Genomic DNA, 13738 nt, shown 5'->3' with positions numbered 1-13738 from the left:
TTTTGAAAGTACAATACTTTTCTTGAACAAATTGTCTGAACCTGTCGGCAACACAAAAAAAGAAGTATAATAGACGATAAACATCAAGATTCACAAGTGACGGGGTGATCGCGTTGAAATATAAACAAATTAAAACGAAAAAAATCTACGAAGAAGTCGCTGACGCATTGCTGGAGAAGATAAAAGCGGGCGAGCTTAAGCCGGGTGAAAAGCTTGATTCCGTTCAGGCGCTTTCTGAGAGTTTTCAGGTCAGCCGCTCGGCGGTCAGAGAAGCGCTGTCGGCTTTGAAAGCGATGGGGCTCGTCGACATGAAGCAGGGAGAAGGCACATACATAAGAGAATTTGAGCCGTCTCATGTTTCCCAGCCGCTTTCTTCCGCCCTCTTGATGAAAAAAGAGGACGTCAAACAGCTGCTCGAAGTCAGAAAGCTGCTTGAACTCGGCGTCGCCGCCATGGCCGCTGAAAAACGCACCGAAGACGATTTGCAAAAAATCCGCCAAGCTCTCTTGGAGATGAAAGACATCGACGGAGATGAAGAATTGGGCGAAAAAGCAGATTTCTCCTTTCACATGGCGCTGGCGGAAGCATCACAAAACGGGCTGCTTAAGCATCTCATGAATCATGTCTCCGCGCTCCTTTTGGAAACAATGAGAGAAACGAGAAAAATTTGGCTGTTTTCTAAACGAACGAGCGTGCAGCGATTGTATGAAGAGCATGAACGCATTTACAGCGCCGTCGCCGCCGGAGACGCGGATGAAGCGGAAGCCGCGATGACGGCGCACCTGACGAATGTGGAAGAAGTGCTGGGGGCTTATTTTGAAGAAAATGTATAGAAGCTGACTTGTGAAAGGGGATAACATCACATGCAGGCCGAATCTTTTTTTTCTGACCATGTAAAGAAAGCTCTGACAAACGATCCTCCCGGGGAATGGATGCCGGCAGTTCCGAAAGCGTGCATCCCTCTGCACTCCGGCTATCCCGATCCCGCACTCGTTCCTGATAAGGAGCTGAAAGAAGCCGCCTCCCGCCTTCTGGATGAGGAGCGTGATCTGCCGCTGCATTATATAGGAAGCCCGAGGACGGCCGTTTTAAAAAAGCAGATTCAAGAACGGTTAGCCATCCGCGGCATTCACTGCCGGGACGATGAGCTGATCGTGACATCAGGCGCCTGTCAGGCGATAGATCTGGCTGCGCGGGTTTTCCTCGATGAACAAACCGCCGCTGCCGTTGAAGCTCCGGTCTATATGGAAGCGCTCGAGATTTTTAAAAATTATACACCGCATATCATGAGCATTCCGACAGATCAAGAGGGCCTGCAAACAGAAACATTAGCCTTCATGCTTGAGGAAAGAAAACGAAAAGGGCTTGTGCTTCCCCGTCTTCTCTACACGATACCCGCTTTTCAGAATCCTGCGGGAACCGTAATGTCAGCGAAGCGGAGAACCCGCCTGCTTCAGCTTGCCGAAACGTATGATTTTCTCATCTTGGAGGATGATGCATACGGCGAGCTCGGATTCACCGATATTCCGCCGCCCTTGAAAGCCATGGATCAAAACGGCCGGGTGCTGTACGCCGGTTCATTATCAAAAGTCATCGCCCCGGGTATGAGGATCGGCTGGATTGCAGGAGACGCCGCATTCATCACGGCATTGTCATGGTTAAAAAAAGACTTAGGCCACCCGTTTTCCCAAGCGGTGACCGCCGTCTATCTGGAACAAACGAGTATTGAAGAACGGCTCGCCGCCTTGCGGGAAGCATATCAAAGCAAACGTGATGTTTTGCTCGCCGCATCAGCGCGATATCTTCCGGAATCCGCATCCTGGCACGTGCCTGAAGGCGGTTACTTTGTATGGGTGAAAGCGCCGGGGGCTGATACGTCCGCAATGCTGGCGCGGGCTCTGTCTCACGGCGTTTCCTATGTACCCGGAAAATATTTTTTCCGCATCAGGAAGACGGTGCCGAATATCTCCGCCTGTCGTTCAGTTTTGCCGGTAAAGGCGCGATAAAAGAGGGTGTGCAAAAACTGGGACGCCTGCTGAAAAACGGGATGTAGAGCAGCATGGGAAGCTTTCAGGCTTCTCTTTTTTGCACCCTTCAGCGCATCGGGCGAAAGGATTTTTCAGAAAACCTTCCAATCCATATTCAGAATAGTGTAGGATATTTATAGAGCTTTCCAAAAACAGGTCATCAGATGACCGGATCACATACTGAGGATGAAAGAGGGGTTCATCATGAAAGTCTCATTATTTGTCACGTGCCTTGTGGATATGTTTCAGACCAATGTCGGAAAGGCGACGGTTGAGGTGCTGGAACGGCTCGGGTGTGAGGTGGATTTTCCCGAGGGGCAGATTTGCTGCGGGCAGCCCGCATACAACAGCGGGTATGTGACGGATGCGAAAAAAGCAATGAAGCGGATGATTGCCGCGTTTGAAGAAGCGGAGTACGTCGTCAGTCCGTCAGGTTCCTGTACGACGATGTTCCGTGAATATCCGCATCTGTTTCAGGACGATCCGAAGTGGGCCGCAAAAGCGCAGCAGCTTGCGGGCAAAACATATGAGTTAACGGATTTTATCGTCAACGTTCTCGGGGTGGAGGATGTCGGGGCGGTGCTGCATAAAAAAGCGACAGTCCATACATCATGCCACATGACGAGGCTGCTCGGCGTGTCGGAGGAGCCGATGAAGCTTTTGCGCCATGTCAAGGGGCTCGAGCTGACCGCGCTTCCCGGAAAGCACCAATGCTGCGGATTCGGAGGAACATTTTCTGTGAAAATGGCGCAAATCTCTGAACAAATGGTGGATGAAAAGGTCTCCTGCGTGGAAGACACGGAGGCCGAGGTGCTGATCGGGGCGGATTGCGGATGTCTGATGAATATCGGCGGGCGTCTTGACCGTAAGGATAAAAACGTCAGAGTCATGCACATCGCCGAAGTGCTGAACAGCAGATAAGACGAGAAACAACAAGGGGGTAAAATCATGGCGATGAAAATCGGTACCGCCGCTTTTAAAGAGCGGGTATCAGAAGGAATAGATAATGAGTTTATGAGAGGAGCCGTCTCCGGAGCGCAGGAACGGCTCAGGACAAGAAGGCTTCAGGCGGCCGAGGAATTGGGAAACTGGGAGGATTGGCGTTCCCATGCGGAAGAAATCAGACAGCATGTGCTGGACAATCTTGATTTCTATTTGGAACAGCTCGCCGAAAACGTCGCCAACAGAGGCGGACATGTCTTTTTCGCCGAAACGGCGGAAGAAGCGTCCTCCTATATCCGCGATGTCATCCGGCAGAAAAACGCCAAAAAAATCGTAAAATCCAAATCCATGGTGACAGAAGAAATCAATATGAACGAAGTGCTTGAGGAAGAGGGCTGTGAAGTCACAGAAACGGATCTCGGCGAATACATTCTCCAGATTGACGATCATGATCCGCCGTCACATATCGTTGCTCCCGCTCTTCACAAAAACAAAGAGCAGATCCGTGACGTGTTTAAAGAGAGACTCGAATACAAACAGACGGAAAAACCGGAAGAGCTCGTCATGCACGCGCGCAGCGTCCTCCGGAAAAAATTTCTCGAAGCGGATGTCGGCATCACGGGCTGCAACTTTGCAATCGCGGATACCGGATCGGTCAGTCTCGTGACAAACGAAGGAAACGGCCGCCTTGTGTCCGCGCTGCCGAAGACGCAGATCACCGTGATGGGAATGGAGCGGATCGTTCCTTCATTTTCTGAGTTTGAAGTGCTTGTCAGCATGCTGACGAGAAGCGCGGTCGGCCAGCGGCTTACAAGTTACATTACGGCGCTGACGGGCCCCCGGCAGCAAGGAGAAGCTGACGGGCCTGAGGAATTCCACCTCGTGGTTGTGGATAACGGGCGTTCCCGCATACTCGGCACGGAATTCCAATCGGTGCTGCAATGTATCCGCTGCGCCGCCTGCATCAACGTCTGTCCCGTGTACCGGCATGTCGGCGGACACTCGTACGGGTCCATCTATTCGGGTCCGATCGGCGCCGTCTTATCGCCTCTTCTCGGCGGATATGACGAATACAAGGAGCTCCCGTACGCATCTTCCTTATGCGCGGCCTGTACGGAAGCGTGTCCCGTTAAAATTCCGCTGCACGAGCTGCTGCTCAAGCATCGGCAGAACATTGTGGAAAAAGAGGGCAAAGCGCCGATCAGCGAAAAACTGGCGATGAAAGCCTTCGGGCTCGGCTCGTCATCCCCGTCCCTTTATAAACTGGGATCGAAATGGGCGCCTGCCGCCATGACGCCGTTTACGGATGATGACAAAATATCAAAAGGGCCGGGGCCGTTAAAAGAATGGACGGCAATACGGGACTTCCCGGCGCCGCATAAATCGAGATTCAGAGATTGGTTTAAAGACCGGGAAAAACAAAAGGGGGAAGAATGATGATGAAAGGGACGGTTACACATCAGGAATCCTTTCTAAACCGGATCGCCGAAAGTCTGGGCAGAGAGCGCAGGAAATCAGGCGTGTCCCTGCCTGAATGGAAGTATCAGCCTCAATATCAAACGCATGCGGACTGTACGGAAGACGATCTTGTCACAATGCTGAAAGACCACTGCGTCAACATTCATACCGAACTGATCGAAACGGATGCAGCCGGGCTTTACGACGCTTTGCGCACGCAGGTGAACCGCTTTGAAGGAGGGCCTGTCATCATTCCGAAGGACAGCCGGTTTGAAATGTACGGCTTGCAGACCCTTATGACAGAAGAGTGGCCGGACGAAGGGATTCCCGTTTGGGAATGGGACGCGGAACAAGGAGCGAAAAATATTGAAAAAGCGGAACAAGCGAATGTGGGCATCACATTCAGCGAGATCACGCTTGCGGAATCAGCCACCGTCGTTTTGTATGCGTCAGAGCATGCCGGCCGTTCCGTCAGCCTGCTTCCGACCACCTATATCGCAATCATCCCGAAATCTTCCATTGTGCCGAGAATGACACAGGCCAGCGATATACTGAAACAGCAGATCAGAGACGGCGTCACCGTTCCTTCCTGCATCAACTATATTACCGGACCGAGCAACTCGGCCGATATCGAAATGGATTTGGTTGTCGGCGTCCACGGACCCGTTAAAGCCGCTTATATCCTCGTGAATGACCGATAAAAAAACAAACCCCGGTTTACGGCCGGGTTTGTTTTATATAAACGCGTTAATGATCATGATAAAACAGATCGCACTGACAGAAATAATCGTTTCCATCGCCGTCCATGTCAGGAACGTTTCTTTTACCGTCATTCCGAAATACTCTTTAATGAGCCAGAAACCGGAGTCATTGACATGTGACAGAATCAAAGAGCCCGCTCCCGTTGCCAAAACGAGAAGCTCGCTGCTGACGCCCGGCATGACAGATGCAATCGGAGCAACAATGCCGGCCGCCGTCATCATGGCGACAGTCGCTGAACCCGTGGCAACACGGATGACCGCCGCGATCGTCCAGCTTAAAAGAACGGGAGAGAAGCTTGAGTGTTTCGCCATGTCAGCGATATACGTGCCGACGCCTGAATCAATCAGGACGTTGTTAAAAGCGCCGCCGGCTCCGATCACAAGCAGAATGGAAGCAATCGGTCCCAGACAGTCATTGCTGAATTTTAAAATGCTTTCTCTGTCAAAGCCCTGATAAAAACCAAGGCTGAAAAAGGAGTAAACCGTGGCGATCAAAAGCGCCGTGACAGGGTCGCCGATAAATTTAAAAGTTTCATAGAGCGTGCTTTTTTCCGGAAGCGCAATTTCGGCAAGCGTGGCCATAAGCATCAGGATCACCGGTACCAATATCGTAAACAATGTATTTGCGAATCCCGGAAGCTTGCGTTTTTCATTCCGTTCAATAAATTGTTTTTTCAACAGTTCGGGAACGGGTTTATGAATGCGCTTACCAATCCATTTTCCGTAAAGCGGCCCCGCGATGATGGCAGTCGGAATGCCGACGATTAAAGAAAACAAAATCGTTTTTCCGACATTGGCGTGATAAATGCCGACAGCCGCCATCGCCGCCGGGTGGGGCGGAACCAATCCGTGCACGACGGAAAGTCCCGCAAGGAGCGGAATCCCGATCGTCACTAATGAAACCCCGGTTTCAATCGCAATCGTAAACAAAAGCGGCACGAGCAGGACGAAGCCGACCTGGAAAAAGACCGGGATGCCGACGATAAAAGCGACGGCCATCATCGCCCAATGCACTTTCTTTTTGCCGAAGCGGCCGATCAGGGTGTGGGCGATCCGCTCCGCACCGCCTGATTCAGCCATCATTTTGCCGAGCATCGTACCGAGGGCCAGCACGATCGCAAGCAGCGACAGCGTATTGCCGAGCCCGGTTTTCATCGAAGTGATAATGTCCGGCAGATTCATGCCCGTTGCGAAACCGACAAGGATGGATGTAATCAAAAGACTGATAAACGGATTTAATTTAGCGACCGTAATCAATAAGAGTAAAACGATAATAGCGGCAATGACAATAAACAGTAACATGACCTTTTCACCCTTTCAAAGAAGAATTAACGGCTTTGTTTGAGCTGAAATTCACTGATGACGTCAAATTCATCTTTGAGCTTGTCATACAGCCGCTCGTATAAGTAAAACAGCTCAATATATGTTTCGCTGTTTTTCACATTCGGTTCATGGCGGTGAGAAATTCTGATCCAGTCCTGAACATCCTCAATCCGTTCCATTTCGCCAAGGCTGTGCAAAGCGAGAACGGCCGCTCCGAGCGCCGAGGCTTCGTAACTTTCCGGAACGAGGACTTCCCGTCCCATCGTATCAGACAAAATCTGCCTCCACAGCGGCGATCTCGCAAATCCTCCCGAAGCCCGCACGTCTTTTGCGGGGCCCGCCAAATCTCTCAGTGCGACACCGATTGAAAAGACGCTCATGATGACGCCTTCCAGCACCGCTCTGATAAAATGCTCCCGTTTATGGCGGAGGCTGATGCCGAAAAACGTTCCGCGGGCATTCGGGTTCCAAAACGGCGCGCGCTCCCCTGATAAAAACGGCAGAAACAGCAATCCCTCAGAGCCTGCGGGCACTTTATCAGCAATATCAATCATTAAATCGTACGGATCAATGCCGAGCCGCTTCGCCGTTTCAACTTCCGGAGAAGCGAATTCGTCTCGAAGCCAGCGCAGCATAATGCCTCCGTTATTCGTCGGGCCTCCGATGACCCAATGCTTGTCAGTCAGCGCGTAACAGAATGTCCGCGCTTTTTCATCCGTAATCGGCGCATCCGTCACCGAACGCACGGCTCCGCTTGTTCCGATCGTAACGGCCACTTCGCCTTTGCCGATCGCGCCGACTCCCAGGTTGGCGAGCACGCCGTCATTTGCGCCGATAATAAACGGTGTATCCGCATGAATGCCCATCCGTGCAGCGATTTCCGGCGCAAGGCCGCGCAGCTGATGAGTGGTCGGCACGATGTCCGACAGCTGATCTTCCCGGATTCCGGCAATCCGGAGCGCTTCTTCATCCCAGGAAAGCGTATCTAATCGGAACAGCCCCGTTGCCGAAGCGATCGAATAATCGACGACATAAGTTCCGAAAAACTCGTGCAGAATATATTCTTTAATACTGATGAATTTGGCGGTTTTCGCGAATGTCTCCTTGTCCTGTTCTTTCATCCACACAATTTTGGAAAGCGGAGACATCGGGTGAATCGGCGTACCCGTTCTTTTATAAATATCAAAACCGTTCATCTCTTTTAAAATCCGTTTTGATTGCTCGGCGCTGCGGTTGTCCGCCCAAATGATGCTTTTGGTCAGCAGGCCGCCGTTTTGATCGACAGCTATCAATGAGTGCATGGCGGTGCTGATGCCGATTGCAAGCAGATTGTCAGGGCTCAGTCCGGCCTTTGTGACGGCGCCTCTGATGCTTCCGATAACCGCTTCCAGAATGTGCTCAGGATCCTGCTCGGCCCATGCCGGCTTTGGCTGTATTAAATCATAGTGAACCGAATGCTTGGCTAACACTTTGCCTCTTGGTCCGAACAGAACGGCTTTCGTACTGGTCGTGCCGATATCCAGACCGATAACAGCTTGGGTTTCCTTCATAATATATCCCGCCTAATCTGATTGAATAATAAGATAGATTGATAATGTATGCCCTTACAAAGTCAATTATAGGAATAATTTTTTTATAAATCAACGATGAAGAAGAAAATTTTTTTCATAAAATTGCCTCAATTCCCGCTGTATCGGCATTCTCTCTTTTGAAAAATAAATATTCAAAAAGCGATTACAAACGTTTGTGCGCGATCATTTTTCTGATTTGCTGCAAGTTGGCGAGCGTTTTCTCCTGCCGCAGCCGGGCCGTGGCGAAATACAGGGTATCAATGACCGACAGCTGGGCAAGCCTTGCGGACATTGCTTCCGTTCTGAAAGCCGTCTCCCTTGTTGACGTATACAGCACCACGTCGGAAATCTGGGTGAGCGGCGACTTTTGGTAGCTTGTAATGCCGATCGTGCCGGCGCCGAGCGATTTGGCCGTTTTCACCGCGTCGAGCACGTCCTTGTTGCTTCCCGAATGAGAAATGCCGATGACTGCGCTTTCGGGACCGAGAAGACCCGCCGACATCGCCTGAAAGTGAGAATCCGTGTGCGCGATGCAATTTATACCCGTACGCATAAATTTGTGATACGCGTCTGTGGCGATCAGCCCGGAACCGCCGTTTCCGTAAAATTCGATTCTGTCTGCGCGGTGGATCATTTCTACCGCTTTTTCAACGTCGGCCGGATCTAATAATTGAAAGGTATCGGTCAGACCGGAAATGTTTGTGCGGAAAACTTTCCGGATGATGACTTCGATATCGTCGTCGGGGCTCATTTCTTCATGAATGTGCTGCACCGGCTCCTGAACGATCTCCTGAGCAAGCGCGATTTTTAAATCCTGATAGCCGGAAAAACCGAGCCGTTTGCACAGCCTGAAAATCGTCGCTTCAGAGCTTTTCGTTTTTTCCGCCAGCTGAATGATGGAAAGGTGAACCACGTCTTTCGGTTCCTTCACGATATGGTCTGCAATCGCTCTCAATTTTGGCGACAAACCTTTGCTGGCCGCCTGAATCTTCCCGATGCTGCTTGAATTCACAGGGGTCATGCTATAACCTCCCTACTCGAATGTAAACGCATACTTTTATGATAAAGCAAGTTCTGTCATAAGGGAATCAGGTTTTGCTTTCTTTACCGCAAATGAAAGAAAAGAGAAAAGTATATCGGGGAAACCGCCTCAATGACATTTCAGACATCCGATTTTTACAAAAAGTGATCGTTCTTTGAAAAGTGCCGGTGCCCAAGTCGCCGGCCATAAGTGTAAGCTGTCCTGCTACAGTTCAGTTTCTAGTGAGTTGCCGGCGCTTGAAGTTCAGATGAATTTCTTCAAATTAGTGTTCCGCCATTAGCAGTCAGTTCATTATTAACTGGATTGATTGAAAGAGAAGGATTATTAAGCAGGAGAACACTTGAGAAGCACAGGCTGATCAGCTTCTCAGAAAAACTTCAAATTAATATAATAATCTAATTGCTCTGAAACGCGTACCATACATTATACTTTCAATGATTTTTAAACTCTGAGGAGGAAATTCACATGAAAGTAATTGCAATTGACTTAGATGGCACGCTGTTATCAGAGAACTTAACTATCCAAGAACAAGATGTAAGAGCTTTAAAGCTCGGACAAAAACAAGGTCATCTTGTAACAATCGCTACAGGGAGAGCTTTATTTGATGCAAAACACATCATCAATAAATATGATTTGGATTTTCCGATCATTGCTTCAAACGGCGCTCAAATTGATGTGGGAAATCAGGTCATATTCGAACATTTTATGGATTCAGATGTAATCCAACCTATCATCACATGGTTAAATAAAGAGGAAATCTATTATCAGCTTTACTTATCTGACAAAATTGCCGTATCAAATCAAGGAATTCAGCAGCTTGAAAAAGAACTTTACAATACAGTAATGGAAGAACCTCATTTTAATCAAGAAGTATTTTGGAATTCTATTAAAGCTCAGATACATCAATACGGGTTAGAGGAAATACCGGGTACAATTGACCCTATCGATTATCGGTATGTCATAAAATGTATGATCGTTTCGCCAAACCAAAGAAAATTAAAAAAAGCAAAAGAATATTTTGGACAACTGAAGGAGTGTGCCGTAACGAGTTCAGGAGCATTCAATCTTGAAATCACAAGTTCAGGAGTAGATAAAGGAGCGTCATTAAATAAACTTTGTGAACATTATGGAACGGATGCGCGGAATGCAATCGCAATAGGTGATAATCTAAATGATCTGCCTATGTTTCGTGCAGCAGGAATAGGGATAGCCATGGGAAATGCAGATAAGAAGCTTATTCAATTGGCTGCTTTTAAAACGTTATCGAATGATGAGTGTGGTGTATCTTATGCTTTTGATCACTACATTCTGACGAAAGAAGAAGACCCTAAACCGCGGAGTATACAGCCATGATCCATTTTGTGAAAAGATGTTTAATCTATATTGTCGGATTGTTTATTTTATCCGTAGGGGTTGTATGTATGATTAAATCTAATACCGGGATTGCCCCCTGGGATGCTCTGAACGTGGCTTTATCAGAACTCATTGGCCTTACAATCGGGTCATGGGTTTTCATCGTCGGAGGAATTCTTATCTTTATAAACAGCCTCATAAAAATGCGGTTTCCTAATTTAGCCGGTTTTATTCCGATTGTTATTATTGGAAGTTTTGTTGACCTTTTAAACTTAAAGGTTCTTTCGTTCTTAAAAACAGATGCTGTAATTCTTCAATGGAGTTTATTTTTGATAGGGTTGTGTATATTGGCTATGGGAATCGCTATTTATTTAAGAGCATCTTTTCCTTCGATACCGAATGATGAATTGATGTTGGCTATTACTGAACGTACAGGTTGGGGTATTCATATTACAAAGACGATAGGGGAAGCTTTAGCTTTTGTGCTTGCAATCATTCTTCAGGGGCCGATTGGGATTGGAACCATCATTGTGCTGCTGTGTCTGGGGGTATTAGTAGGTTTATTTGACAAACTATTACACAAGATGGGGAAGCCACGTTCTATCTATAGTGTGGGACAGGAAGGCGCACATATTCATGCAGGCCATGATAAAACAATGAATTAAATGCTTATTTTCCCTTGTGTTGTTCAGTGTGAAATGCTGATAACGCTGTCTAAAAAGGAGTAGCAGTAATGACAAACATTACAGAGATAGCAAAGAAAGCGAACGTTTCTCGGACAACAGTTTCTAGAGTTCTCAATAATCATCCTTATGTAAAACCTGAGAAGCGGGACGCTGTGTTAAAAGCTATGAAGGAATTAAATTATGTACCGAATTTCAACGCGATTAACCTATCCAGGGGGAAGACAAATGTTTTCGGAGTCATTGTTCCTAAAATCAACCATCCGTTTTTCAGTAAACTGATTGCCGGAATAGGCGAAGAGTGTAATAAACATAATTACAGTTTACTTGTGCACCAATCAAATAACGATCCTGAACAAGAAATGGAGTTTTTTAACAGATTGAAATACAAACTTATTGACGGTCTTATTTTGGGATCCTGTGTAAGCCCCCATCACGTACTCGACGAGATATCTGGGTTTGGTAATATTGTTTCCTGTGAAGCTTCTGCGAGCAAACAGGTTGCACATATATTTATTAATCATGAGTCAGGAATCAAAATGGCAATTGATCATCTGCGAAATCAAGGACATCAATCCATTGGTCTGTGTATAGGAAATCCTAAGAGCGGTGTTGGCATAAGCAGAAAAAAATCATTTTTTCACTTTCAAAATGAATACGGATTGAAATGGAGTGATAATTGGTACTTTGAGGAACAGTACACTATTGAGAATGGTATAGAAATAGCAAAATTATTACTAAATAAGTCACCTCGTCCTGCGGCAATGGTTGTAGGAAGTGATTATGTTGCGGCGGGGATCATTTATGAAGCGAAAAGACAGGGAATACGAATACCTGAAGAACTGGCGGTTATAGGATTTGATAATCAGCCGATATCTAAGGTAATAGAACTTTCAACGATACATCAACCTATTAAAGAGTTGGGACAAACAGCAGCAAATTTATTATATAACTTAATGAATAACAAAGATGTCCCCAATATAAATAAGTTGGACCTAAAACTTATTAAAAGAAAGTCAACTTAAAAAGACCACTTTACGGTGGTCTTTTTTGCTTAGCGCAGAATCAGCTCTGGGGCAGGCGCTTTGAAATGAGCTCTTTTTTTCGTTTCATCTATAAAACTGAAGGGCTTCATGGATAGGTTTTCAAGTTCATTTAGGAAATGACAAGCTTTTAATGGTACAAATGATGTCATATTCCATACAACTTTCTCACTAAAACCTATAGCACGAATATTATGCATAAGCCGATCAATTGTGTAAGACCCTGCTGCTACATACCCTTTTCCTTGATACCACAGATTATTCCCTTCAATTTTTTCCAATGACTGGCCGCACATGGAATCTGTGTCAATGCGATCTGTCATTGCTATAATACCCTTAGAGCCAACAAGTTCTACAACCCGCCGTGCAACTTCTAAGTCTACATGTTCACTATCAAAATTCATACAAATGGTTAATAAACCTTCTTTCGCGGCTCTCATCAAAGTACCGGGAACTTCTCCGACAAGTGTGTTGATATTATCTATGTTCCATTTATCTAACCGAGCATCTTTTAACCCCTCTAATCTATGTACTCTTTCTTGGGGTGTTCTCCAGGTGTGTTTAAAATTGTTTGGCATATCATTAAACAAATGATCTGTTAAAACGGCATCTGATCCAGTGTATTTGCTGCGTTTTTGCGCTGTATCTATAACTTTCATTATAAGTTCAGAGGTTTCCTCCGGGTATGCTTTTTGGAAGTGACCCAGCGCCGGTTTTACTCCAGCCTCCACAAGTGTATCTACAATCCATTCTAAACTGGGATGTTTTTCGGTGATATATTTCTTTAGATAGGAGTTTTCAGTCATAGCATCTGGAGACAGTACAGTATAAATAAGACCGTATTCTCCACATGAAGCGATCTTTTCCCATTCTTCTTTTAAGGGTGCCCAATTCCCTTTTTCCGGTGTGCCTGCAAAGCTGGCCAATAATGGTCCTTCTAGTGAAATACCTAAAATATTACGGTAACGTCCCTTTCTCTTTTGTGTATGGAACTCTTTCATAAAGGCTGCAAATTGATCTAATTGATTATGAGGAAGAAAGATAGAGGGTACACAGAAAATCCCTTCTATTTCAGCTAGTGTATTGATCTTTTCAATATCTAATTGGTCTAAATTGCTAAAATCATAGTCACCGATTCCATGACAATGAAATTCTACTGGAAGAGATGGAACTAAATAAGAACCTGATTTCTTAAAAATCCCTTCTCCTCCAATGTCGAAGTTCAGCCATTCATTATTACTATAGGTTATATCAGCGATTTTCATTACTCCATTTGTTTCAAGGTATGCCGGGCTGTTAAATGATGTGCTGGACTGCATAGGAAACGCCTCCTGGAAATGTTTATTTAGTATTCAGTGAAGACACATCATCATCTTAAAGTATGAAACCCGTACCATATCAACCCTTTATTATCATTCTTTGTAAAAAAATAGGTGTTTTATTCAACTTTCTGCACCTGATTTTCTCGTTATTGTTATTTATATCCTGAAAATCTCCTTTAAAAACTCAAAAACACTAGCTGTAACGCCACTAAT

General features: G+C 46.4%; 11 protein-coding genes and 1 pseudogene. 8 read left to right on the top strand and 4 right to left on the bottom strand.

The window, feature by feature from the left end:
- Nucleotides 1–113 precede the first annotated feature (113 nt).
- The 5 genes and pseudogenes from lutR (at nt 114) to D368_RS07830 (ending at nt 5128) form a co-directional block, all read left to right on the top strand.
- The gene (gene lutR, locus D368_RS07850; RefSeq protein ID WP_017418877.1) at nt 114–833 is read left to right on the top strand and encodes an L-lactate utilization/bacilysin biosynthesis transcriptional regulator LutR; all 720 of its coding nucleotides are present in this window, start codon (nt 114–116) and stop codon (nt 831–833) included.
- Between the two features lie 30 nt (nt 834–863).
- Nucleotides 864–2053: pseudogene (locus D368_RS07845) on the top strand (aminotransferase-like domain-containing protein).
- A gap of 178 nt (nt 2054–2231) precedes the next feature.
- Nucleotides 2232–2948, top strand: coding sequence for a (Fe-S)-binding protein (locus D368_RS07840; protein ID WP_101562447.1), 717 nt, complete (start codon nt 2232–2234; stop codon nt 2946–2948).
- 27 nt (nt 2949–2975) lie between these two features.
- Nucleotides 2976–4406 carry a LutB/LldF family L-lactate oxidation iron-sulfur protein gene (locus D368_RS07835; protein WP_015418258.1) on the top strand — a complete coding sequence of 477 codons (1431 nt, stop codon included), beginning with the start codon at nt 2976–2978 and terminating at the stop codon, nt 4404–4406.
- On the top strand, nt 4406–5128 hold the full coding sequence (locus D368_RS07830) for a LutC/YkgG family protein (RefSeq protein WP_101562446.1): 723 nt from the start codon (nt 4406–4408) through the stop codon (nt 5126–5128). Before D368_RS07835 ends, D368_RS07830 begins: the two co-directional genes overlap by 1 nt.
- Nucleotides 5129–5161: 33 nt before the next feature.
- Here the strand turns inward: D368_RS07830 and D368_RS07825 are convergent, their stop codons facing one another.
- The 3 genes from D368_RS07825 to D368_RS07815 all read right to left on the bottom strand — a co-directional run bounded on the left by D368_RS07825 (nt 5162) and on the right by D368_RS07815 (nt 9103).
- Nucleotides 5162–6490 carry a GntP family permease gene (locus tag D368_RS07825; protein ID WP_015418256.1) on the bottom strand — a complete coding sequence of 443 codons (1329 nt, stop codon included), beginning with the start codon at nt 6488–6490 and terminating at the stop codon, nt 5162–5164.
- Between the two features lie 26 nt (nt 6491–6516).
- On the bottom strand, nt 6517–8061 hold the full coding sequence (gene gntK, locus D368_RS07820; protein WP_007407372.1) for a gluconokinase: 1545 nt from the start codon (nt 8059–8061) through the stop codon (nt 6517–6519).
- 184 nt (nt 8062–8245) lie between these two features.
- Nucleotides 8246–9103 (bottom strand): MurR/RpiR family transcriptional regulator, encoded by an 858-nt coding sequence (locus tag D368_RS07815; protein ID WP_003151588.1) that lies wholly within the window; start codon nt 9101–9103, stop codon nt 8246–8248.
- Between the two features lie 486 nt (nt 9104–9589).
- On the opposite strand from D368_RS07815, the gene D368_RS07810 reads away from it, so the two are divergent.
- The 3 genes from D368_RS07810 (at nt 9590) to D368_RS07800 (ending at nt 12185) form a co-directional block, all read left to right on the top strand.
- Entirely contained in the window at nt 9590–10477 is an 888-nt protein-coding gene (locus tag D368_RS07810) for a Cof-type HAD-IIB family hydrolase (RefSeq protein ID WP_128574698.1), read from the top strand.
- Nucleotides 10474–11142 (top strand): YczE/YyaS/YitT family protein, encoded by a 669-nt coding sequence (locus D368_RS07805; protein ID WP_101562444.1) that lies wholly within the window; start codon nt 10474–10476, stop codon nt 11140–11142. Before D368_RS07810 ends, D368_RS07805 begins: the two co-directional genes overlap by 4 nt.
- A 68-nt stretch (nt 11143–11210) precedes the next feature.
- The gene (locus tag D368_RS07800; RefSeq protein ID WP_071392306.1) at nt 11211–12185 is read left to right on the top strand and encodes a LacI family DNA-binding transcriptional regulator; all 975 of its coding nucleotides are present in this window, start codon (nt 11211–11213) and stop codon (nt 12183–12185) included.
- Nucleotides 12186–12214: 29 nt separating this feature from the next.
- Here the strand turns inward: D368_RS07800 and D368_RS07795 are convergent, their stop codons facing one another.
- On the bottom strand, nt 12215–13522 hold the full coding sequence (locus tag D368_RS07795) for an amidohydrolase family protein (RefSeq protein ID WP_071392305.1): 1308 nt from the start codon (nt 13520–13522) through the stop codon (nt 12215–12217).
- Nucleotides 13523–13738 lie beyond the last annotated feature (216 nt).

The organism is Paenibacillus lentimorbus NRRL B-30488, from assembly GCF_000411595.1.
GTDB lineage: Bacteria > Bacillota > Bacilli > Bacillales > Bacillaceae > Bacillus > Bacillus velezensis.
This window is presented reverse-complemented; position numbering and strand designations above follow the sequence as displayed.